Origin of the sequence: Streptomyces caniferus (genome assembly GCF_009811555.1) — a bacterium.
In the GTDB taxonomy this organism is placed as follows: Bacteria; Actinomycetota; Actinomycetes; order Streptomycetales; family Streptomycetaceae; genus Streptomyces; species Streptomyces caniferus.
The window spans coordinates 983,669-1,005,712 of record NZ_BLIN01000005.1 but is presented as its reverse complement, the minus strand read 5'-3'; the positions used below and the strand labels follow the sequence as shown (position 1 = coordinate 1,005,712).

Annotated in this window: 22 protein-coding genes and 1 pseudogene; 12 read left to right on the top strand and 11 right to left on the bottom strand. The window is 73.0% G+C overall.

The features are described 5' to 3' along the window. Window positions 1-63 precede the first annotated feature (63 nt). Genes Scani_RS21000 through Scani_RS20985 form a run of 4 tightly spaced genes read left to right on the top strand, consistent with a single transcriptional unit; the run spans window position 64 to window position 3,459 of the window. The gene (locus tag Scani_RS21000; RefSeq protein WP_159478690.1) at window positions 64-462 is read left to right on the top strand and encodes a 6-pyruvoyl trahydropterin synthase family protein; all 399 of its coding nucleotides are present in this window, start codon (window positions 64-66) and stop codon (window positions 460-462) included. Continuing rightward, window positions 459-1,580: a glycosyltransferase family 4 protein gene (locus tag Scani_RS20995; protein WP_159478688.1), complete on the top strand. Its 1,122-nt coding sequence runs from the start codon at window positions 459-461 to the stop codon at window positions 1,578-1,580. Before Scani_RS21000 ends, Scani_RS20995 begins: the two co-directional genes overlap by 4 nt. Further along, on the top strand, window positions 1,577-2,455 hold the full coding sequence (locus Scani_RS20990; RefSeq protein WP_159478686.1) for a class I SAM-dependent methyltransferase: 879 nt from the start codon (window positions 1,577-1,579) through the stop codon (window positions 2,453-2,455). The genes Scani_RS20995 and Scani_RS20990 overlap by 4 nt, the downstream gene beginning before the upstream one ends. Continuing rightward, window positions 2,452-3,459 (top strand): lysylphosphatidylglycerol synthase domain-containing protein, encoded by a 1,008-nt coding sequence (locus Scani_RS20985; RefSeq protein WP_167538129.1) that lies wholly within the window; start codon window positions 2,452-2,454, stop codon window positions 3,457-3,459. Before Scani_RS20990 ends, Scani_RS20985 begins: the two co-directional genes overlap by 4 nt. A 108-nt stretch (window positions 3,460-3,567) precedes the next feature. Here Scani_RS20985 and Scani_RS20980 read toward each other — a convergent pair. Further along, a pseudogene (locus Scani_RS20980) lies at window positions 3,568-4,200 on the bottom strand (RibD family protein); the annotation flags it as partial. After that, window positions 4,193-4,948, bottom strand: a complete 756-nt coding sequence (locus Scani_RS20975) for a creatininase family protein (protein WP_159478682.1) — start codon at window positions 4,946-4,948, stop codon at window positions 4,193-4,195. The pseudogene Scani_RS20980 and the gene Scani_RS20975, both read right to left, overlap by 8 nt. Window positions 4,949-5,060: 112 nt before the next feature. Between Scani_RS20975 and ribA the strand changes: the two genes are divergently transcribed. Beyond that, on the top strand, window positions 5,061-5,744 hold the full coding sequence (gene ribA / locus Scani_RS20970; RefSeq protein WP_246296056.1) for a GTP cyclohydrolase II: 684 nt from the start codon (window positions 5,061-5,063) through the stop codon (window positions 5,742-5,744). A gap of 96 nt (window positions 5,745-5,840) precedes the next feature. Here ribA and Scani_RS20965 read toward each other — a convergent pair whose 3' ends face one another. Together Scani_RS20965 and Scani_RS20960 are read right to left on the bottom strand one after the other, a co-directional pair. After that, window positions 5,841-6,590 carry a CbtA family protein gene (locus Scani_RS20965; RefSeq protein ID WP_159478680.1) on the bottom strand — a complete coding sequence of 250 codons (750 nt, stop codon included), beginning with the start codon at window positions 6,588-6,590 and terminating at the stop codon, window positions 5,841-5,843. Window positions 6,591-6,605: 15 nt separating this feature from the next. Beyond that, a complete protein-coding gene (locus Scani_RS20960; protein WP_159478678.1) occupies window positions 6,606-6,824 on the bottom strand; it encodes a CbtB domain-containing protein in 219 nt (72 codons plus the stop codon). Window positions 6,825-7,133: 309 nt separating this feature from the next. Here Scani_RS20960 and Scani_RS20955 point away from each other — a divergent pair, with 309 nt between their 5' ends. Beyond that, on the top strand, window positions 7,134-7,706 hold the full coding sequence (locus Scani_RS20955) for a histidine phosphatase family protein (RefSeq protein WP_167538128.1): 573 nt from the start codon (window positions 7,134-7,136) through the stop codon (window positions 7,704-7,706). A gap of 135 nt (window positions 7,707-7,841) precedes the next feature. Beyond that, window positions 7,842-8,282, top strand: coding sequence for an SPW repeat protein (locus Scani_RS20950; protein WP_159478676.1), 441 nt, complete (start codon window positions 7,842-7,844; stop codon window positions 8,280-8,282). Window positions 8,283-8,394: 112 nt separating this feature from the next. On the opposite strand, the gene Scani_RS20945 is transcribed toward Scani_RS20950, so the two are convergent. Continuing rightward, a complete protein-coding gene (locus Scani_RS20945) occupies window positions 8,395-8,802 on the bottom strand; it encodes a hypothetical protein (protein ID WP_159478674.1) in 408 nt (135 codons plus the stop codon). Between the two features lie 399 nt (window positions 8,803-9,201). On the opposite strand from Scani_RS20945, the gene Scani_RS20940 reads away from it, so the two are divergent. Together Scani_RS20940 and Scani_RS20935 are read left to right on the top strand one after the other, a co-directional pair. Then, a complete protein-coding gene (locus tag Scani_RS20940; RefSeq protein ID WP_159478672.1) occupies window positions 9,202-11,028 on the top strand; it encodes an alkyl/aryl-sulfatase in 1,827 nt (608 codons plus the stop codon). Window positions 11,029-11,123: 95 nt separating this feature from the next. Beyond that, complete coding sequence (locus tag Scani_RS20935; RefSeq protein WP_159478670.1) at window positions 11,124-13,154, top strand: ATP-binding protein; 2,031 nt, start codon at window positions 11,124-11,126, stop codon at window positions 13,152-13,154. A gap of 28 nt (window positions 13,155-13,182) precedes the next feature. Here the strand turns inward: Scani_RS20935 and Scani_RS20930 are convergent, their stop codons facing one another. Genes Scani_RS20930 through Scani_RS20910 form a run of 5 tightly spaced genes read right to left on the bottom strand, consistent with a single transcriptional unit; the run spans window position 13,183 to window position 17,026 of the window. Next, window positions 13,183-14,223, bottom strand: coding sequence for a serine hydrolase domain-containing protein (locus Scani_RS20930; RefSeq protein ID WP_159478668.1), 1,041 nt, complete (start codon window positions 14,221-14,223; stop codon window positions 13,183-13,185). Then, window positions 14,220-15,143 (bottom strand): DUF6895 family protein, encoded by a 924-nt coding sequence (locus Scani_RS20925; RefSeq protein ID WP_159478666.1) that lies wholly within the window; start codon window positions 15,141-15,143, stop codon window positions 14,220-14,222. Before Scani_RS20925 ends, Scani_RS20930 begins: the two co-directional genes overlap by 4 nt. Beyond that, on the bottom strand, window positions 15,140-16,123 hold the full coding sequence (locus tag Scani_RS20920) for a DUF6895 family protein (RefSeq protein WP_159478664.1): 984 nt from the start codon (window positions 16,121-16,123) through the stop codon (window positions 15,140-15,142). Before Scani_RS20920 ends, Scani_RS20925 begins: the two co-directional genes overlap by 4 nt. Then, the gene (locus Scani_RS20915) at window positions 16,120-16,824 is read right to left on the bottom strand and encodes a hypothetical protein (RefSeq protein WP_246296055.1); all 705 of its coding nucleotides are present in this window, start codon (window positions 16,822-16,824) and stop codon (window positions 16,120-16,122) included. The genes Scani_RS20920 and Scani_RS20915 overlap by 4 nt, the downstream gene beginning before the upstream one ends. A gap of 16 nt (window positions 16,825-16,840) precedes the next feature. After that, a complete protein-coding gene (locus tag Scani_RS20910) occupies window positions 16,841-17,026 on the bottom strand; it encodes a hypothetical protein (RefSeq protein WP_018091704.1) in 186 nt (61 codons plus the stop codon). A gap of 584 nt (window positions 17,027-17,610) precedes the next feature. Here Scani_RS20910 and Scani_RS20905 point away from each other — a divergent pair. Genes Scani_RS20905 through Scani_RS20895 form a run of 3 tightly spaced genes read left to right on the top strand, consistent with a single transcriptional unit; the run spans window position 17,611 to window position 20,387 of the window. Next, window positions 17,611-19,422: an MFS transporter gene (locus Scani_RS20905; RefSeq protein WP_246296422.1), complete on the top strand. Its 1,812-nt coding sequence runs from the start codon at window positions 17,611-17,613 to the stop codon at window positions 19,420-19,422. Then, window positions 19,422-19,970 carry a MarR family winged helix-turn-helix transcriptional regulator gene (locus Scani_RS20900; protein ID WP_159478660.1) on the top strand — a complete coding sequence of 183 codons (549 nt, stop codon included), beginning with the start codon at window positions 19,422-19,424 and terminating at the stop codon, window positions 19,968-19,970. The genes Scani_RS20905 and Scani_RS20900 overlap by 1 nt, the downstream gene beginning before the upstream one ends. 9 nt (window positions 19,971-19,979) lie before the next feature. Further along, window positions 19,980-20,387 (top strand): TOBE domain-containing protein, encoded by a 408-nt coding sequence (locus Scani_RS20895; RefSeq protein ID WP_159478658.1) that lies wholly within the window; start codon window positions 19,980-19,982, stop codon window positions 20,385-20,387. A 46-nt stretch (window positions 20,388-20,433) separates the two neighbouring features. Here the strand turns inward: Scani_RS20895 and Scani_RS20890 are convergent, their stop codons facing one another. Then, window positions 20,434-21,954 carry a PucR family transcriptional regulator gene (locus Scani_RS20890; protein WP_159478656.1) on the bottom strand — a complete coding sequence of 507 codons (1,521 nt, stop codon included), beginning with the start codon at window positions 21,952-21,954 and terminating at the stop codon, window positions 20,434-20,436. Between the last annotated feature and the right edge of the window lie 90 nt (window positions 21,955-22,044).

Genomic DNA, 22,044 nt, shown 5'->3' with positions numbered 1-22,044 from the left:
CGACCCGATTTCGCCCCCCGACCACACCCCCCATGAGACCGACATCACACCGGAGGAACGGCCTTGTTCAGCATCACCGTCCGCGATCACCTCATGGTCGCCCACAGCTTCCGTGGCGCGGTCTTCGGCCCCGCGCAGCGTCTGCACGGCGCGACCTTCATCGTGGACGCCACCTTCCGCCGCGCCGAGCTCGACGCCGACAACATCGTCGTCGACATCGGCCTGGCGACCCAGGAACTCGGCGCCGTGATCGGGGAGCTGAACTACCGCAACCTCGACGACGAGCCCGACTTCGCGGGCATCAACACCTCGACGGAGGCCCTGGCCAAGGTCATCGCCGACCGCCTTGCCGACCGTATCGAGGCGGGCAACTTTGGTGCGGGCGCCCGCGAGCTGGCGGGGCTCTCGGTCACCCTGCACGAGTCCCACATCGCCTGGGCGACGTACGAGCGCACCCTGTGACCTCTACCGGCTCCACCGCGGAGGCGGAGCGTGTGGTGCACTTCGTCCTCCCCGGTGACGTCGACGACCCGGCGGTCCCGAGCGGCGGCAACACCTACGACCGCCGGGTGTGCCGCGACCTCCCGGCGGCGGGCTGGCAGGTGCGCCCGTACGCGGCGCCCGGCAGCTGGCCGCAGCCGGACGCCGCGGCCCGCGCGGGACTGGTGCGGTACCTGGCGGCGCTGCCGGACGGCGCGGTGGTCCTCCTCGACGGCCTGGTCGCCTGCGGCGTCCCCGAGATCCTGGTCCCCGAGGCGGGACGGCTGCGGCTCGCCGTACTCGTCCACCTGCCGCTGGCCGACGAGACCGGACTCGACCCTGCCCTGGCGGCGGAGCTGAACGCCCGCGAACGCCGCACCCTGCACGCCGCGGGGGCCGTCGTGGCCACCAGCGCGTGGGCCGCCCGCAGGCTCGTCGCCCAGCACGGGCTGGCGGCGGAGCGGGTCCACGTCGCCCGGCCGGGAGCCGATGCCGCGCCCCTCGCGCCGGGCACCGACGGCGCCACCGGCCTGCTGTGCGTCGCCGCGGTCACCCCGCGCAAGGGACAGCACCTCCTGGTGGAGGCCCTCGCCACCGTCACCGAGCTGCCCTGGAGCTGCGCCTTCGTCGGCGGGCTCGACCGCGACCCCGGCTACGTCGCGCAACTGCGCCGCAGCATCACGGAGTCCGGTCTCGACGACCGGATCGCCCTCACCGGACCGCGGGCGGGCGCGGAGCTCGAAGCCCGCTACGCCGCCGCCGACCTGCTGGTGCTCACCTCGTACGCCGAGACCTACGGCATGGTCGTCACCGAGGCACTGGCCCGCGGGATCCCGGTGCTGGCGACGGAGGCCGACGGCGTACCGGAAGCGGTCGGGCGGGCTCCCGACGGCAGCGTGCCCGGCCTGCTCGTAGCGCCCGGACAGCCCTCGGCCGTCGCCGGGGCGCTGCGCGGCTGGCTGGAAGATCCGCAATTGCGGGACGGGTTGAAGAATGCGGCACGCGCACGGCGTGCCATGCTGGAGGGGTGGGAGATGACGTCGCACAGTCTGACCGGAGCGCTGGAACGGCTTCGGGACGAGATCCGGAGCACACGGTGAACGTGACCGACAGGCCCCGATTCGCCCCGCGGTGGCTGGAGTTGCGGGAGCGCGCCGACGCCGTGGCCCGCGCCCCCGAGCTGCTGCATCCACTGCTGGAGTGGATGTCCGCGCAGTCGGCTCCGGCCGGCCCGCCCGGGAGCTCCGGTGGCCTGGTGATCCGCGATCTCGGGTGTGGCACCGGCTCGATGGGGCGCTGGCTCACCGTCCGGCTGCCCGGCCCCCAGCACTGGATCCTCCACGACCTCGACCCCCTGCTGCTCGCGCACGCCGGTGCGCGGATGCCCGTGACGGCCGCCGACGGCACGCCCGTTGACGCCACCACCCGGCGCGGAGACCTGGCCACCCTCACGGCCGACGACCTCGCCGGCACCTCGTTGGTGACCGCCTCGGCGCTGCTCGATCTGCTCACCCGCGAGGAGGTGGAGGCGCTCGCCGAGGCCTGTGTGGACGCGGGCTGCCCGGTGCTGCTGGCGCTCTCCGTCGCCGGACGCGTCGAACTGACGCCGCCCGATCCGCTCGACGCCGCGATCGCCGACGCCTTCAACGACCATCAGCGGCGCACCGACCAGGGCCGCGCGCTGCTCGGGCCGGACGCCGTCGCGGCGGCGGTCGCGGCGTTCGAGCGGCGCGGTGCGACCGTGGTGGTGCGGCCCAGCCCCTGGCGGCTCGACTGTGCGGAATCCGCGCTGACCGCCGAATGGCTGCGCGGCTGGGTCGGTGCCGCGGTCGCACAGCGGCCGGAGCTGGCCCCCGAAGCGGTGGCCTATCTGCGCCGGCGGCTGGAGGAGTGCGCGGCCGGGGAGTTGTCCGTCGCGGTGCACCACACGGATCTGCTGGCGCTGCCCGGGCCTTCGTCCGGGAGCGCGGGATGAACCGGTCCCGCTGGGCGGCATGGCTCAGGCTGCTCGCGGGACTGGGCATCCTGGTGGCCCTGGTGTGGCATCTGGGATCCGACGCCTTCCTGGCCGGACTGCGCCGGATCGACGCCGCCACGCTCCTGGCCGCCCTCGCCCTCGGCCTGCTCACCACGGTGTTCAGCGCCTGGCGGTGGTGTCTGGTGGCCCGCGGCCTCGGGCTGCGGCTCCCGCTGGGCGGGGCCGTCGCGGACTACTACCGGGCGCTGTTCCTGAACGCGGCGCTGCCCGGCGGCGTCCTGGGCGATGTGCACCGCGCGGTACGCCACGGCCGGCACTCCGGTGACCTCGGCCGGGGGGTGCGGGCGGTGGTTCTGGAACGCACCGCCGGCCAGGTCGTGCTGCTCGTCGCCGGGGCGGTGGTGCTGCTCGTCCGGCCCTCGCCCGTGCTGGCGCCGGTCACCCGCTTCCTCACCTCGCCGGCTGTCGCACTGTCGGCGGCCGCCGTGGGCGTGCTGCTGCTGGTGGTCGCCGGCCTGCTGCGCCGGCGGCGGGGCGCCTCGCGGGCCGAACGCGCCCTGCGCACGCTGCTGACCGAAGCACGTCAGGGCCTGCTCGCCCGCGGCGTCTGGCCCGGTGTCGCGCTCTCCTCCGTGGTGGTGCTGGCGGGCTACCTCGGAATGTTCGTGCTGGCCGCCCGGGTCGCGGGCGCCACCGCGCCGACGGCCGAACTGGTGCCGCTCGTGGTGCTGGCGCTGCTCGCGATGGCACTGCCGCTGAACGTCGGCGGCTGGGGCCCGCGGGAGGGCGTCGCCGCCTGGGCGTTCGGCGCCGCCGGGCTAGGCGCGGCGCAGGGGCTCACCACCGCCGTGATCTACGGCGTGCTCGCCTTCGTCGCGAGCCTCCCCGGCGCCGCGGTGCTGCTCGTCCGCCGGTCCGCCGGACTGCGCACCGAACGCCCGCAGTTCGAGTTCGAAGAGCGTGTCCTCGCCGAGCAGGGCGCGTCGCAACGGCGGGCGTAGCGCCTCGCGCATCACCGGCGTACCGGGAAACCGCAGGCCGGGGATGCCGTCGCCGAGCAGGACCGGTGCGACGGTGACATACAGCCGGTGCAGCGCCCGCTCCTGCAGGAACCGTGAGACGGTCACACCGCCGCCCTCGATCAGCACCCGGCCCAGACCGCGCCGCGCCAGCGCCGACAGCAGGCGCGGGGGAGCGAACGCGTCGGCGTCCGGCAGCACCAGCACGTCGACCCCGCTGCCGTGCCGGACGGTGGTGACGTCCGGCCCCACCACCCACAGCGTCGGCGCGGCACCGTCGGTGAACACCCCGCTGTGCAGCGGCACCCGGCCCCGCGGGTCGAGCACCACCCGCACCGGATTGTCCCCCGTACAGGCCCGCACGGTCAGCCGCGGATCGTCCGCCACGGCGGTGCCGGCCCCGACGACCACCGCATCGGCCAGCGCGCGCAGCCGGTGCAGATGACAGCGGTCCTCGGCACCGGTGACATAGTCGGCGTCGCCGGTACGGGTCGCGATGAAGCCGTCCAGGCTCTGGCCGAGCTGCGCGAACGCGGCCCGCGGGCCGGCCAGGCACAACGGCAGATAGCGCGCCGCGAGTTCCACCGCTTCGGGGGTGGCGGGCCGCTCCCAGCGCGGTCCGCCGTCCGCGTCCGCCACCAAGCCGGCGGCCCGCGCCTGGTCGGCCGTACGGATCGCCCGCAGCCGCTCCCAGGCGGCCGCCGCGTCGAGCACCTCAGTCATGGGCTTCCGTTCCTGCGTCGAACAGCGCGGCATATTCGTCGAATGCCTCGGCCAGACCGGCCAGCAATTCCTTCCCCTTCCGGGCGGACGCCAGCGACGGACGCCCGACGACCCCGGATTCCGTATACGCCGACATGCCGAGGGTCAGCAGGTGCTTCCGGTCATCGGCGACACAATCCGCCGATTCGTAGCCTTCCTTGACCAATTCGGGATGGGCATACAGCAGAATGGACGTCTCGGCCTCTCCCGCATGCATATCAGTGTGCCCGGACGTCTGCACCCCGGCCCGGGTGCGCGCCGCGTCCCAGTCGGCCGATCCGGGGAAGAGGGCCATCCGCACGCCGCTCCCCGCGGATTCCTGAACGACATTGCGCAGCACGTAATTTCCGCCGTGCCCGTTCACGAGAATCAGGGTGCGGATACCGGACCTGCGGAGCGAATCGGCGATGTCCGTGACGACCGCATGGAGGGTACGCGCCGAAATGCTGACGGTCCCCGGCCAGGCGGCGTGTTCCTGCGAACAGGACACGGTCAGCGGCGGCAGCAACTGGACGGGGCGGCCGGCCGACACCTCCCGCGCGATGGCGCAGGCGATGACGGTATCGGTGGTCAACGGCAGGAAAGCACCATGTTGTTCGAAGCTGCCGATGGGCAGCACGGCCATCGTCGGCTGCCGTGCCCGTACGTCCTCGGTGGTGTCCGCCGGCCACAGGCCGGGCGCCGGAGTCGGGTGCCTCGAAGCGGTCATCGTGTGCTGCGGCCTTTCGTCGCTCACTCACCGAGTCATGGATCTCGCAGCATACTTGTTGTGTTCTGAGTGAGTCCCGGCGATCCATTCCCCCCGCGGGTACGATCGCGCCATGATGGACCCCGACGACGACGTGCGCACCGACCTCCGTGTCGCAATCGATGATGCCCTCGGCCACAAACCGGGCGTGGAACAGGTGGTGACGGTCAGGCTGCCCACCACCTACGGTGAATTTCTCGCCGTCGGCTATCTGGACCGGCGTAGCGGGATCGAGCAAGTGGCTCTGGTCCACGGCGATGTCGTGGGAGAGACGGTACTGACCCGGGTGCATTCGGAATGCCTCACCGGTGATGTCTTCTCCTCCACCCACTGTGAATGCGGCGATCAATTGTCCGCCGCGCTGCGCGCGATCGTGGCGGAAGGACGCGGCATTCTCGTCTATCTCCAGGGCCATGAGGGCCGGGGGATCGGACTGCTGGCCAAGCTCCGGGCGATGAAGCTGCAGGAGGGCGGGCTCGACACGGTCGAGGCGAACATCGCGCTCGGGCTGCCCGTCGACGCCCGCGACTACGGCGTCGCGGCGGAGATGCTCCAGGACCTCGGCGTCCGGTCCGTGCGGCTGCTGTCGAACAATCCGCGGAAGCGCGAGGCGCTGCTGCGGTACGGCATCGCCGTCACCGAGCAGGTCCCGCTGCTGATGACGCCCCGTGCGGAGAACATCCGCTACCTCCGCGCGAAACGGGAGCGCCTCGACCACGATCTGCCGCATCTGGACGGCATCCCCGGTCTGTCCTGAGGCGGCGGGACCGAACCGCGAGGGCGGCCCACCCCGACACGACGAGGGAGGGCCCGCGACGCCGGACGTCGCGAGCCCTCCCTCGGGGGTGCCGGATCAGGAGGCGGCGGGTGCCGTCTCGACGGCGGTGGCCGCCGACCGGGTCGGGACGACCCGCTCCGCGAGGTGACCGAAGAGCAGCCCGAAGGCGGTCCACAGCACCAGCTGGATGGCGATCGCCGACAGCCGGAACTGCCAGAGCAGCGTGGCCGAGAAGCCGTGCGGCACCTCGTTGACGGCCGGCAGGAACGCGTAGGCGAGGCCGATGGCGACCACGAACGCGGCGACGGCCGCGATCGAGGCGTACCAGTTGCCCAGCTTCGGAGCCAGCCGCCGGCCGAGGATCGTGGCGGCGACGGCCAGCAGGACGCCGAGCAGCATCATCAGGAAGTACAGGGCGGTGCGCTTGCCGATCGTGTCGGGGTCACCGACGGACGGCGGGTTGGCCGGGTACTTCAGGAACGGTACGAGGTAGACGGCCAGCAGCGCCGCGCCGGAGAGCAGCGCGGCCGTGGCGCGGGCACCGAACCGCCCGATCCGCCCGAGGGCGAAGCAGAAGGCCAGTGCGGCGATGCCGCCGAGCGCCACGCCGTAGACCAGTACGCCGGTGGCCAGGCCCGCCGTGGACTGCACACCGCGGCTGACGATTTCCATCTCGTGTTCGTGGCTGTGTGCTTCCTCGAACGCGATGGCGGCGTCCACCTGCGGTTCGCCCAGCAGATAGGCGACGAGGAGGGCCAGGACACCGGCGGCCAGACCGGCGAGCATCCCGCGCACCAGGAGGTTTCTGATGGTGACGGAGTTCATGGGTGCGCCGTCCGATCAGTGGCAGGGGAAGCCGAGGAGGTGGCGCCCGTCGTGGACCCACTCGTGGACCTCGGTGCCGGAGAGCACGGCGGTGGCGCCCTGCTCCGCGCCGATGAAGTACAGCAGAACGAGCATCAGGACGCCGACGAACAGCGCCCAAGGGGCAAGGGCCTTGAGGGGGAGCGGGGCCGGGGTGACGGCGCCGGTGGCCGGGGGTGCGATGGTCTGGGCCATGGCGGAACCTCCTGTGCGGGGAACTCGCGTCCCTGGTCGTTGGAGTGCGTAACGACATGTCGGGTCTGGCTCGCCCGGTTCCGGCCCTGCTGGGCTGGTAAAAACCGGACATACAGTGGCGCGACCGCGCCGGGATCCCACCGGCTTCCGTCATGTCATCGTCAATATCATCGGGAAGGTACCGCGAACCGACCCGCGGGCCAAGACCGCGGCGGGGGCGGAAAGGCGCAGGAAGCGGCGCGTGGGCCGGACAACTCCCTTGTGCGGATGCGGCGTTGCCGGTGCCGGTGAAGAGTGGAAGAAGAGGTCATGACAACTCGGGTGATGTTGGTCTCACCGGCCGCGGGCGAGGCTCAGCGCGACGTGCGTTTCGACGACGACGGCCCGCTGGGCGAGGCCGGGCAGCGGCGTGCCCGGGACGCGGCCGGCACGCTCCCGGCCGCCGACCGGACCTTCGTCTCGCCCTCCGTCCGGTGCCGGAGCACCGCCGGGGAACTCGGACTGCCGGCGCGCGCCACGCAGGAGCTGGCGGGCTGTGCGATGGGCGGCTGGCGTGGCCGGACCCTCGCGGAGGTCGCCGATGCCGAGCCGCGCGCGGTGTCCGCCTGGCTTACGGACCCGGACTTCGTGGGGCACGGCGGTGAGTCGCTGCGGCAGCTCTGCGACCGGATCGAGGGGTGGCTGACGCGGATGGCGCTGGACGCGGGCCGGGTGCTGGCCGTCGTCGAGCCGGATGTCGTACGGGCGGCGGCGGTCTGTGCCCTGGGGGTTCCCGTGGAGGCGTTCTGGCGGCTGGATGTGCCGCCGCTGACCGTGACCGAGCTGAGCGGCCGGGGCGGACGCTGGAATCTGGGCCTGGGGCGGGCGCCGGGCCGCAGGTGACAGCGGTGCGGCGCCCGCACGGCAAAATTCGCTTGCCACTTCATCTACACATAAAAGCGACATAAGCGCAGAATAAAAGTGCGAGGTTGGATGCCTCGCGGAACGGCCAGACCGCGAGCGAAGGAGGCGAGTCGCATGGCCGACGTCTCACACCACAGGGGGGATCTCGCAGGTCACCCCGATGCTTCTGAGATGCAGGCTCGGTACGAGCGGGTGCTCGGCGGGCGTGACGTGGTACTCGTCGACGGGCCGGTGCTGCTGGTCGGTCTGTACTGCGCCGTCTCACCGTGGATCCTCCATTTCACCGCCGCACAGCCGGCGCTCGTGACGCACAACCTCATCCTCGGTATCGCGATCGCCCTCCTGGCGGTCGGGTTCACCGTGACCCCTGAGCGGATGTACGGCCTGAGCGGCGCGATGTGCGCGATCGGCGTATGGATGATCATCTCGCCCTGGATCGTCGGCAGCGGCCCGGACGCCGGCGTGATCTGGAACAACGTCGTCATCGGCGCCCTGACGTTCCTGCTGGGTGCCATGTGTGTCGCCGCGGCGTCGAAGAGCCGCCGCAGTACGTGACCGCCCTCCCGCGGAGCGGGTGACGTCCGCCGGCCGCTTGCCTGCGCATGGAGGCAGGCCGGCCGGCGGTGGTGCGCAGCGGCGCGGCGTACGGAGCTGAGCCTCGGGCCGCCTAACGGTGCGGGTCGCGGCCGTCCGCGGCGAGGTGGCCCCACAGCCCGGCCAGGACCAGTCCGCCCGCGATCAGGAGTCCGTGGGCCAGTGCGATGCCGGCGGTCAGACTGCCCACCGCGGCGGCCGGCGCCAGCCAGGCGAGGCCGCGGTGGTGCGGGCGTAACCGGGACGGATGGCCCGCCGCCGCGGTGCGGGGGCGGGCGGTCGGGGCGGCGGGGTGGCGATAGCGCTCGGTGAGCTCGCCGAACGGGCGGTCGTCGTACGGGGTCAGCGTCGTCCCTCCTCCGGGTCGTGCCGACGGCCGCGCCGGAGCGGCAGGGCGAGGGCGGACGGGGCGTTGTCCCGGTGATCGCCCGGAGTCGGGGTGACCCGACCGGAGGCGGCGGGGCGGCAACGCCGTCGGCATTGTTGTGCCCTGCCCGGCCTTGCCCGTAACGCCGTTGACGGGAGAGGTGCCGCCACCTGCCGCACGAGAACCGGCCCGAACGCCCCGGTCTGTCCGCCGACTTCACCGCCGCGATGAGCCGGGCCACCCCGCGACACTGCTGGCAGGCGCCCTCGGCCGCTTGCCCCCTTGGTCGGCGTCGCCGTTGGGGACGGCACCCCGCACGCCGCGCCCCACCCCTTTCCGCCTCATCGAGGCCGGGCCGGTGTGCGCCGGTGGGCGGGGGTCCACCGGGGTCGGCGGCTCCCCGTGCACCCCGCCGGGAACGGGTGCCCGCACGCATGCGATAACCGCGCATATTAGGTTAAATCGGTGACATGGGTCCGTCGACTGTGTCCCGCCCCGGAGAGGGAGCGTTCCGTGACCGCTGCACCCGTGGATGACCACCAGGACTTCGCCGACGCCGACCGTGGCTTCATCGCCGCGCTCGACCCGCCCCAGGTCACCGCGGACGACGGCCGGGTGATCTGGGACGCCGAGGCCTACGGCTTCCTGGCCGGAAACTGCCCCGACACCGCGCACGAGGGCCTGTGGCGGCAGGGCCGGCTGGTGAGCCGGCAGGGCCTGTACGAGGTCACGGAGGGCATCTACCAGGCCCGCGGTCTGGACCTGTCCAACATGACCCTGGTCGAGGGCGACCACGGCGTCGTCGTCATCGACCCGCTCGTCTCCGCCGAGACCGCCGCCGCGGCCCTGGAGCTCTACCGCAAGTACCGCGGCGACCGGCCGGTCACCGGCCTGATCTACACCCACTCGCACGGCGAGCACTTCGGCGGCGCACGCGGCGTCCTGCCGCCCGACCACCACCCCGTTCCGGTGCTCGCGCCGGCCGGCTTCCTGCGCCACGCGGTCCGCGACGACGTCTACGCGGGGACCGCCATGACCCGCCGCTCCGTCTACATGTACGGAACGCAGCTCCCCAAGGGACCGGAGGGGCAGATCGGCTGCGGTCTGGGCACCACCCGCTCCACCGGCACCATGACCCTCATCCCGCCGACCGTGGACATCACCAGCACCGGCCAGGAGGAGATCGTCGACGGCGTCCGCATCGTCTTCCAGCTCACCCCGGGCACCGAGGCACCCGCCGAGATGAACTTCTGCCTCCCGGCGCACGAGGCCCTCTGCCTGGCCGAGAACGCCACCCACACCATGCACGCCGTCCTGCCGCTGCACGGCGCCCCCGTCCGTGACGCCCGCGCCTGGTCCCGCTACCTCGGCGAGGCGCTCGTCCTCTTCGGCGACGAGGCGGAGGTCGCCTTCGCCTCCCACCACTGGCCCACCTGGGGCAAGGACCGCGTCCGGACCCTGCTGGCCCGCCAGCGCGACCTGTACGCCTACCTGCACGACCAGACGCTGCGGCTGCTCAACGAGGGGCTCACCGGCCCCGAGATCGCCGAGGAACTCCGGCTGCCGCCCACCCTGGAGCAGGACCCCTCCCTCCACGGCTACTACGGCTCGCTCGGCCACAACGTCAGGGCGATCTACCAGCGCTACCTGGGCTGGTTCGACGGCAACCCCGCCCACCTGTGGGAACACCCGCCGGCCGAGCAGGCAAGACGCTATGTCGACACCATGGGCGGCGTCGAGGCCACGGTGGACGCGGGCAAGCGCTACGCCGCCGACGGCGATCTGCGGTTCGCGGCCACCCTGCTCAACCACGCCGTCTTCGCCGACCCGCACAACCTCCGGGCCCGGCGCGAACTCGCCTTCGTCTACGAACGGTTGGGCCACGGCTGCGAGAACGGCACCTGGCGGAACTTCTACCTCACCGGCGCCATGGAACTGCGCGGCACCCTCGCCGAGGCCCGGCCGGACACCGCCGGCCCCGACATCGCCCTGGCCCTGACCGTCGACCAGCTCATCGATGCGCTCGCCATCCGCATCGACGGCCCCCGGGCCTGGACCACCGCGCTCACCCTCGACCTCCACCTCCCCGACGAGGACCGGACCTGGCACCTGACGCTCTCCCACGGGGCCCTCACCCACCTCAGCTCGCCCGGCGCCCCCACGCCGTCCGGCGGACGCACCCCGGACCTCACGCTCACCCTCACCAAGCCCCAGCTGCTCGATCTGCTCGCCGGGCGCGGTCCCGGCGACGCCGTCCAGCACGGCGAGACCGGGGCGCTGAGCCGGCTGCTGAGCCTCGTCCGTACGCCGAACCCCACCTTCCCCGTCGTCACGCCCTGACGAGGACCGCCGATCCGGCCGCCGGCCGTCAACCTCGTGCCCCGGACCGCCGCACCGGGCTCCTGCTGACGCCGCGTCTGGGGCACACTGGCCCGGTGTTGTGCAACATTCCCGAGGAGTCGACCAGTTTCATCGGACGACGAGCCGAACTGCGCCGGATCGACGACGAGTTGACGGTGCATCGGCTGGTCACTCTGACCGGGCCGGGCGGTGTGGGCAAGACCCGGATCGCGATGCGGGCCGCGCGCGCCGCGGCGGCGCGGTTTCCCGACGGGGTCTGCTGGGCCGACCTGTGGCCGCTGCACGGTGCGGGACGGCTGGTGGCGAGCGTCTGCGATGCCGTCGGGCTGGCCGACCACACGGCGCGGACGCCCGTGGCCGTGCTGTGCGAGGGGCTGGCCGGCAAACGCCTGCTGCTGGTCCTGGACTCCTGCGAACATCTCGTCGACGCCTGCCGCGACCTGCTCGGGGACCTGCTGACCGCCGCCCCCGGCGTGACCGTGCTGGTCACCAGCAGACAGCCGCTGGACCTGGTCGGCGAGTGGACCACCGAGATCGGCCCGCTGCCCTGCACCGGCGACAACGACGCACTGGCCCTGTTCACCGAGCGGGCCACGGCCGCGGCCCCCGGCCTCCGGCTCACCGCCCCACCGGACGCGACGGCCGCCGCCGTCATCTGCCGTCGCCTCGAAGGCATCCCCCTGGCCTTGGAGCTGGCCGGTGCCCAGTTGGCGAACAGCTCCGTCGAGCGGATCGCGGAGCGGCTCTCCTCCCGCTTCGACACCCTCGACGACGACGGGCCCGTACGGCTGCCGCGGCACCGGACGCTGCGCTGCACCATCGGCTGGAGCCATGAGCTGTGCACCCCGCTGGAACGGCTGCTGTGGGCCCGGCTCTCCGTCTTCCGCGGCACCTTCGACGAGGAGTCCGCGAGCGCCGTGTGCGCCGGCGGGCCGCTCACCGCCCCGGCGGTGCGCAGCACGCTGCACGCACTGGCCGCCAAGTCGGTGCTCACCCGCGAGGGCCCGCGCTACCGCATGCTCGACACGCTGCGCGAGTACGGCCGGATGTGGCTGGCCGAACTCGACGAGACCACCGCGCTCGCGGACCGGCACGCCGCGCACTTCGCCTCCTTCGGCCGCCGCGCCGAACTGGGCTGGCTGGGCCCCGAACAGGTCGACTGGTACGGCAGGGTCGCCGAGGCCCATGTCGACCTGTGCACCGCACTGGACCACCTCCTGGCCACCGACCCGGAACGGGCCCAGGAACTCAGCGCCGCGATGGGCTTCTTCTGGAGCTGCTGCGGCCACCTCCACGAGGCCCGGGAGTACCTCGCCCGTGCCCTGGCCGCCCATCAGGAACCCGGCCCGGCACGCACCCGGGCGCTGTGGGCGCTCGGCGTCGCCGTCCTGCTGCAGGGCGACCTGGCGCTGGCCGACGCCCTGGGCCTGGAGTGCTCACGCGCGGCACGGGCGTCCGACGACGCGGAGGCGGTGCTCCAGGCGGGCTACCTCGTCGGCCTCACCCATCTGATGGCCGGCCGCCCGTTGTCCGCGCACACCGTCGCGGAAAAGGTGCTCGGCCCCCCGCCGTCCGCCCCCTTCGGCTCTCCCGCACGGCTGCGCTGCCACCTCGTACAGCTCTTCGCACTCACCGGCCTGGGCAGGCTCACCGAGGCCCGCGCCGAGGCGAGCGCCCTGCGCCGGGGGTGTGTGCAGCGCGGCGAACACTGGGCCCGGTCCTATATCGACTACCAGCTCTCGCTGATCTCGCTGCTCCAGGGCCGGCCGGGGGAGTCGGCGGATCACGCCAGGGCGATGCTCGCGGCCAAACAGGGCATCGGTGACAAGTTCGGTATCGCGCTGGGCCTGGATCTGCTCGCGGCCGCGGTCGCGGCCCAGGGCCATGGCGCGGCTGCCGCCCGCGTCTACGGAAGCGGCCAGGCGCTCTGGCGGACCGTGGGGCATCCGCAGCGCGGCACCCCGGAGCTGCGTGCGGTGCGCGAGGAGTGCGAGCGGCGAGCCCGCGCGGCGATCGGCGACGAGGCGTACGCGGACCTCTTCCACCGGGCCAGCGAGGAGCGGCCCGGTACCTCGCTGGCCCGGATCCTGGCGGGTGACCTGTGACCTGTGACCTGTGGCGGCCCCGTCCGGTTCAGGCGGCGGGATCGCCGGCCAGCGCGTACAGCAGCTCGTAGGCGGTGCTGATCATCCGGCAGGTGCGGCCGCGGCGGGTGGCCAGCGCGACCAGCCCGGTGTGCGACGCCGGGTGGAAGCCGAGGAACGCCTGCTGGCCGAAGGTCGCCCCGACGTGGAAGAGCAACGGCCCGCCTGGGGAGGGATGCTGATACCAGGTCAGGGTGTGCGTGTGACGTTTGCGCCAGCCGCGGCGCAGCAGCGGGACCTGGACGTCGCGCAGCGGCCCGGCCAGCGGCGTGTCGTCGGGGGAGAGGTGCGCTTCGAGGTAGGTGAGCAGGTCGCCGGGGGTGGCCCGGACCGACCCGGCGGCGACGAAGGCGCCCATATCGGCGCTGCCCACCGGCGTCACCCCGTTCGTACGGTGGCCGATGGCGTCGGTACCGGTGGTTCCGGGACCCAGCGTGGTGTCCGCCAGCCCGAGCGGGTGCAGCACCCGGTCGGTGAGCAGGGCGGGGTAGCCGGCGCCCGCGGCACCGGACATGGCCGGGCCGAGCAGCGCCAGCCCCAGGTTGGAGTACCGCCAGCGGGTGCCGGGGCGGTGCCGCGGCCGGGTGCGGGCGAAGGTGCGCAGCAGCCGTTCGGTGTCGTAGTGGGCATAGCCGTTGGCGTACGGGTGCACCAGCGCGCCGACGATCAGGTCGGCGGGGATCCGCGGCAGCCCGGAGGTGTGGGTGGCCAGCTGCCGCAGGGTGATGTGGCGCGAGTGCGGGTGCGGCAGCGGCAGCGGCGGCAGATGGTCCACGAGCCGGTCGTCCAGGGACAGCACCTTCGCCCTGGCCAGTTCGGCGAGCAGCAGCACGGTGAAGGTCTTGGACAGCGAACCCAGTTCGTAGCGCAGCGCATGGCGGGGGGTGGGCGGCGCCAGCGCCGAGCCACCGGTCATCACGGTCCGCCGGCCGCGCCGGGTGACCGCCAGCACCACGTCCGGCGCGTCGATCAGGGTGACCGCGTCCGCGAGGCGGTCCCCGAGCGCCGGCCCGGGGCTTTCGGCGGTCATCCGACGGCGGACAGGGCCCGGGAGGTGGCCATCGCGGAGGCGAACGCGGCGACCAGGGTGGGGTGGTGGACCAGGTCGAAGACCCGCGCCGGGTCGCCCTGCGGCATCCGGCGCTGGATGGGCATCGCGCCGGAGGGCGACTGGGCCGCCGCGTACCGCTCCCACAGCTCCGCGTCCAGCGTCGGCCGCGGCAGGCAGGCGTCGACGACGAGGAGTTCGCCGAGCAGATCCCAGTGTTCGAGGTCCGCCCAGTCCTCCAGCCAGGCGGGCAGATACCGCGTGAGGTAGTCGGCGACGGCCGGCGGGATGCGCCCCGGAGCCTCGCCCCAGTTGGTGAGGTGGAAGACGGTGTGGGTGAGGTCGTAGGCGATGTGCAGCTGCACGGTCCACGGTTCGGGCAGCTGCCCCAGCCAGGTGCGGGCCACGGCCTGGTCGAAATCGCTGCTGGGCGGCAGGCCGAGCTTGCGTTCCGCGTTGAGCACGCCGAGCCGCCGGTTGGGCATCATCTCCAGCGCCGTCCAGGTGGTGGTGCGCCGGCAGATCTCCAGCGTGGCCTCCAGCCCCGGGTGGCGGTGGCCGAGCTCGTGGAAGGTCGCATAGACCTCCAGGGGCACGGGGGAGAGCGGCTCGTCGTGCTGCAGCCGGGCCAGCACATTGCCGCCGTCCAGCAGCTCCCGCCAGGCGAAGTCCAGCAGCTTCCCGGCCCGCTCCTTCTGCCGGGAGCCGGCCACGCCCTCCCGGAACAGCACCTGCATATTGAGTGCCAGCTCCCCGATGGGCTTGAGGCGCTCGACGACCGCACCGTTGCTGGCGAAATCGTCGGGGGTCAGCCGGAAGTGCTCTCGGTGGTCGTCGAGCCAGGTCAGGGCCCGGTCGCCGACACCGTGCAGCAAGGCGGGGGATGCGGCCGTCACGGTCACGGGGCTGTCTCGCTTTCGCAGGAGGTCCGCCCGTCCGCCATCGCCGTATCCCCGGCCGGCGGGCCGGCCTCGGCCTCGTCCGAGGCGATACGGGCGAGGGTGGCGGCGAACGCGGTCACCAGGGTGGAGTGGTAGCAGGCCGTGAACGCCTCGGCCCGGTCGCCGGAGGCCGGCGCGGCGCCGATCTCCGGCACGCTGCCGTCGGCCGCCTGGGCGCCGGCCAGCCGCTGCCAGGCCTGCGGATCGTACGGGGCTCCGGGCAGGCAGGCCGTCACGGCCAGCAACTCGCCGGCCAGGTCCCACAGCTGTTCCTCCAGCCAGTTCTCCAGCCAGGAGGGGACCCACAGCCGCAGATAGCCGGCCAGCTCGGGGGAGAGCCGTTGCCGGTTGCGCCCCCAGTCGGTGAGGTGGAAGACGTCATGGGTCACGCCGTACGCCGCCTTGCGGTCCAGCGCCCAGGGCTCCGGCAGCCCGCCGAGGCCGGTCAGGGACAGGACGGCCCCGAAGTCGGCGTGCTGGCGCAGCCCGATCCGCCGCTCCGCGTTGAGCACTCCGAGGGTACGGGTGTGATCCTCGCGGGCCACCCGCCAGCCACGCAGCCGGGTCGTGGTGTCCACCAGCGCGTCGGCCTCGGCATGCCGCAGCCCGGCCTGGGCGAACACCCCGTACAGCTCGACCGGATAGGTGGCGAAGGGCTCACCACGGATCAGCTCGGCGAACAGCTCGCCGTCGCGGGTCTCGTTCCAGGCGAAGGCGAAGAGCCCGCGGGCCGTCTGCCGGATCTCGTCCCGCGGGTGCAGCACACCGATGAGCTGGGTCAGTTCGGCGAGTTCGCCCAGCGGTTTGAGCGTCAGATTGGGGTCGGCGTCCGTGGTGACGTTCGGGGGCAGCCGGAAGAAGTCGCGCGCCTCCTCCAGCCACCCCAGGCTGCCCCGGACCATCGAGTCCAGCAGCCCGGGGTCGCCCCGGCCGCCGGTCACCAACCCCGTCCGTGGAATCGCCGGGCGGCCACGACATGCAGCGTCACCCGCGGGTCGCCGCCGCCCATCTGGCGGACGAACGCCAGCCCGCTGTCGAGCCCCAGGGTCTGCGGTACGTCGGGCAGCCGCGCCAGCCAACGGCCCAGGCCGGCCGCCTGGAGCCAGTCCATGCGGCGTACCGCCCGGACGAAGCCGCGGGCCAGATCGTCGGTGCGTGCCGCCAGTTGCTCGGCGAGACCGGGCGCCAGCCCGGGCAGCGCGAGCGCGGCGAGCTGGGACACGCGGTGGGAGAGCTTCGGCCAGGGGTCGGTGTCGACCCATCCGGCCGCGGCCTCGGGTGGTGGCGGCCAGTGCCGTGCGTCTCCGGGAAGGAACGCGTGCGAGGCCTCGACCAGGCCCCGGTAGGTCCACACCGACACCTCCGAGGCGTCCGCTCCTGGTGGGTAGGCCGTGAGCGCCTGCCGGACGACCTCGGCATCGTCCCCGCCGACGACGGGCGTTCCGGGATGGTCCATCGCGTACGGAGCGAGCGCATCGGCGCCGAGCACCCGGATGGCGGCCGGGGCCAGTGCATCGCTCTGCCGCAGAACGGCCGACAACGCATAAGGGTCGCCCTCACCCCGCAGGGCGAGGGCGACCCCGGTTGCGGCATCGGCGATCACAGCGCTCAGCGGGACTGCTCCCTGCGTCTGTTCAGCCAACGCTTTCCCCTCAGCCTCAGCGCACGTCAGTCTTGGGGCGGGGGGTGGGCGGCGAGATCAGGAGCAGCGCGGCCAGCAGCAGCGCACCTCCACACTCGCGGGTATCGCGGAAGACACCGTCGGCCTCGGCGGGTTCAAGCAGTCCCTCGACCTCGGCGGCCAGGGCGGCCGTCTCGACCGGCGCTGTGCGATCCGTAACCATGCGATCAACTCCTTCGACGAATGGGATCTTCAGATTCACATCGTCATATTTCGCACGCAAGGGGAAAAGTGCGCCAAACGGCAGCCTTTCGGGTGGTGGTGAGGGTCCCTCAATCCGTCCCTCCACCCTCAACTGCCGTTCCCTGCCCGGTTGATGGCGTGGTGTCCGGTGTGGCAGGCAGGTGCACGAACCGATTGCTCCCGGACTGACGACGCCGCACCGATGGGGGATCGGACTGCTCTGTTCGGATGCACCGGGCCGGAGGGGGCCGCGCCCGAAGCGGTGGGGGAGGGAGGAGGAGCTGGCGGGGCGCGCGGCGGTACGGGGCCGGGGCGGACGGGGGAGCGCCGTACGCACGCGGCGCCGCCCTTCGCGCTGGCCGGTCCCCGCTCCCGAGAGTTGGATTGGTTGAAGTCAAGCAAGTAAATATCCCGGGTGGGAGTGGGTGCCCCGTGGGAAGTACTGCTGCTGCATTCGGCGACCGGGCCGCGCCGGGCCCGCGGCCGCGCCGCGCGCCGGGCCCGGGCTACAAGTGGGTCGCCCTGTCGAACACGACCCTGGGCGTGCTGATCGCGTCCATCAATATGTCGATCATGCTCATCGCGCTGCCCGACATCTTCCGGGGCATCGGCGTGGACCCCCTGCAGCCGGGCAACACCAGCCTGCTGCTGTGGCTGATCATGAGCTACCTGGTCGTCACCGCCGTGCTGGTGGTCAGCTTCGGCAGGCTCGGCGACATGTACGGCCGGACCCGGATGTACAACCTGGGGTTCGCCGTCTTCACCGTCTTCTCCGTGCTGCTGTCGGTGACCTGGCAGCACGGCACGGCCGGTGCCCTCTGGCTGATCGCCATGCGGGTCCTGCAGGGCGTGGGCGGCGCCATGCTGATGGCGAACTCCAACGCGATCCTCACCGACGCCTTCCCCGCCCGGCAGCGCGGCCTCGCCCTCGGCCTGAACCAGGTCGCGGGCATCACCGGCTCGTTCGCCGGGCTGGTGCTCGGCGGTCTGCTCGGGCCGGTGAACTGGCGGCTGGTCTTCCTGGTGTCCGTGCCGTTCGGGGTGTTCGGCACCGCGTGGGCCTATCTGAAGCTGCGGGACACCGGCATCCGCACCCCGGCCCGGCCCGACTGGTGGGGCAACCTCACCTTCGCGGCCGGACTGATCGCCCTGCTGGCCGGGATCACCTACGGCATCCAGCCGTACGGCGGACACACCATGGGCTGGAGCAACCCCGCCGTGCTCACCGCGATGGGGGGCGGGGTGCTGCTGCTCGCCGTCTTCTGCGTCGTCGAGACGAAGGTGGCGGCGCCGATGTTCCGGCTCGGGCTCTTCCGCATCCGCGCGTTCACCGCGGGCAACCTCGCCAGTCTGCTCGCCTCGCTCGGCCGCGGCGGGCTGATGTTCCTGCTCATCATCTGGCTGCAGGGGATCTGGCTGCCCCGGCACGGCTACGGCTTCACCGAGACGCCGCTGTGGGCCGGCATCTACATGCTGCCGCTGACGCTGGGCTTCCTGGTGGCCGGGCCGGTATCCGGATGGGCGTCGGACCGGTTCGGGGCGCGGGCCTTCGCCACCGGCGGGATGCTGCTCGCGGCCGCCTCGTTCGGGGCGCTGCAAGCCCTGCCGGTCGACTTCGGCTACCCCGGCTTCGCGCTGATCCTGCTGCTCAACGGCATCGGCATGGGCCTGTTCGCGGCGCCCAACCGGGCCGCCATCATGAACAGCCTGCCGCCCGACCAGCGCGGGGTGGGCGCCGGCATCAGCACCACCTTCCAGAACTCGGCCATGGTGCTGTCCATCGGCATCTTCTTCTCGCTGATGATCACGGGCCTGGCCGGGGCCCTGCCCCGCGCCCTCACCACCGGACTGACCGCCCAGGGCGTCCCGGCGGCCGACGCAGCCAAGGTCGCGGCGCTGCCCCCGGTGGGCGTGCTGTTCGCCTCCCTCCTGGGCTACAACCCGGTCCGGACCCTCCTCGGACCGCAGGTGCTCGATCACCTTCCGCCCGGCCACGCCGCGTACCTGACCGGCCGGGAATTCTTCCCCCGGCTCATCTCCCAGCCGTTCTCCGACGGGCTGGCCGTCGCCTTCGGCTTCGCCATCGCCGCCTGCCTGATCGCCGCCGTCGCCTCGCTGCTGCGCGGCGGGCGGTACGTCCACGACGACGGCCGGGCCCGTCACCCGGCGGACGGAACAGCGGCGGCGGTACCGGCAGCGGCGGTGGCAGCCGCGCCGTCGCCGGTCGCCGTGGCCGGGACGCCGGGGTCCCCCGCCACGAAGGATCCCGCCGCGTCGACCGGTCCCGGGGGCGCGACCACCGGCCCCGACCCGGCAGCCCGTACCGATCCGCCCTCCCCACCGGCCTCGCCCCCACCGCCCTCCAGGAGCCCCTGATGAAGCAGCCCGACGCCCCGCCCGAGCGCCCGTCGCCGTCCCGGACCGAACCGGCGGAGGTGGCCGGGCGGCTGCGCGCGGTGATCCAGCAATTGCTGCCACTGCTCCGCGGCCGGAGCCGGCACCCCGATCTCACCCCCAGCCGCACGGCCGCCCTCGCGGCCCTCGCCGCCCACGGCCCGCTGCGTATCAGCGAACTCGCCGCGCGGATGAACATTGCCCTGTCCACCACCTCCCGCATGGTGGATCTGCTGGACAACTGCGGCTGGATCGCCCGCCGCCCCGACCCCGCGGACCAGCGCGCCAGCCTGATCAGCCTCAATGACGACGGGCTGGCGCTGCTGCGCGCCGTACGCAGGGAGACCACCGGGGTGCTCCGCGAACGGATCGCCCGGCTGGCCCCCGACCGGCAGCGGCTGTTGCACGAGGCCCTCCCCGCGCTGGAGGAACTGGTCGAGGGGGAGCAGCCGCTGCCCGAGGGGGCGTCGCCGAACTCCCGTCGTCCGCGCGGTACCGGAGAGGGCCGGGGCGGTGACGGCAGGGCCTAGAGTGCGGGGGTGCCGACATACAGCATTGGTCAGGCAGCTGGGCTGCTGGGCGTGAGTTCGGAGACCGTCCGCCGCTGGGCCGATGGCGGGCAGCTGCGGATGGACCGGGACGGCGCGGGGAACCGTGTGATCGACGGGGCCGGCCTGGCGGCGTTCGCCAAGGAGCGCGCCGGGGGTCTGCATCCGGTGTCGGACGAGGTGCTGACCTCGGTGCGGAACTCCTTCGCCGGGATCGTCACCAAGGTGACCCTCGACGATGTGATCGCCCAGGTCGAGATCCAGTCCGGGCCGCACCGGCTGGTGTCGGTGATCAGCCGGGAGGCCGTCGAGGAACTCGGGATCGAGGTCGGGGTGCGGGCCACCGCCCGGGTGAAGTCCACCAATGTGTACATCGACCGGGCGGGCGAGCGGAGTTGAGCCGCGGCTTCGGCCGGCCGGCGCCGCCCGCCGGCCCCGGCGCCGTTCAGCGGCAGAGCAGCGCCGCCTGCAGATCGAGTTTGTGATCGAGCCGGGACAGGTCGCGGCCGGTGAGCGTCTCGATGCGCTGGATACGGTAGTGCACCGTGTTCACATGCAGATGCAGCGTTTCGGCGGTCCGCGCCCATGACCCGTGGTGGGCGAGGAAGACCTCCAGTGTTTCCAGGAGCATCCGGTGCGAGGTGCTCCCGGCGCGCGCCAACGGGCCGAGCACCCGGCTGCTGAAGGCCGTACGCACATCCGCGGGGACCCCGGCGAGCAGCGCGCCCAGGGTGCTGAGGTCCTCGACGGAGGTCACCCGGGCGCCGTCCGGGGCTCCGGCGCGTGCCGCCGCCAGTGCGTAACGTGCCTGGTCCAGCGCGGAGTTGAGGCCACCGGCGGCCGTGACCGGGCCGCTGACCCCGGCATGCAGCGGCGTCTGCGGCCGGCAGGCGTGCACGCTCGGCCACAGCTCGCCGAGCGGGATACGGTCCTCCGCTTCGGGGCGGGCGTGGACGACCGCCACCGCCTGGCCGCCCGGGAGCAGGCCCGCCGCGAACGGCTCGCCGGGGGAGTGCCGCAACGCCTCGGTCAGCGCGCCCACCGCCTGTTCGCCCTCGGCGTCGCCCGACGCGGCCACCACCACCCGGTACGGACCGTTGGCCGGCAGTCCGCAGGCGTGCAGCGCCGCCTCCAGCGCCGCACCGTCGGCCGGGCCGGCCTCGGCGAGCGCGATCAGCTCGTCCGCCGCCCGCCGTTCGGCCGCCTGCCGCAGCTCGGCCCGATGGCGGTACTGCGCCATGACCTCGGCGATCTCGTGCAGCGCCCGGGGCGGGGCGTCGGCCGCGCCCCGCAGATACAGCTGCCAGCCGTCGTACGGACCGGGCTCCCCGTCGATCCGCAGGCCGGTGCCGGACGCCGCCGTCAGTTCCTGCGCGGCCTGCCGCGCCGAGAGGTACGGGGCGGCCGGCGTCCGGGCGATCACCCGGCCGGTCGCCGTCACCAGATAGCAGGGCGGCCCGCCCAGATGGGCGAAGGCACGGTCCAGCAGCGTGTCCGGTGCCGCGTCCTCGGCGAGCAGACCCGCCAGTTCGGTGCGGACGTTCTCCGGCAGCGCGTGGTGTGCGGTGGGGCGCCGGCTCAGATCGCCCCACTGGCGCAGATGCACCGCCTCCGTGATGGCGCGGAAGCTGGTCTGCGCGGGCACCGCCACCAGGACGATGCCCCGCTCACGGCAGGACTCCACGAGGGCGTCCGGGACCGTGCCATGGGTCTCCTCGCCGGCCAGCAAGGCGGTGGCGCCGGCGGAGTGCAGCGCCGAGACGAACCGGTCGACCTTGGTGCGGCCGTCCTCGGGCGTCCACCACACCAGTCCGCTCAGCACCAGCTCGCCCGGCTGGAGGGACCGGGCCGGGTCCTCCAGGTCGGTGGCGGTGACACCACTGACCTCCCGGGTGAGGAGGGGGCCGTCGCCCCACAGCAGGGTCAGATCGAGCGAGTCGAGCTGGAGGAGATCTTGGACGTGCATGTGCGTGCTCCTTGGGCGGCTGCCGGGAGTGGACCCCGGCATCTCACATTCACGAGGCGAAAGTGAGTACAAGCATCGTAAATGCCAGCT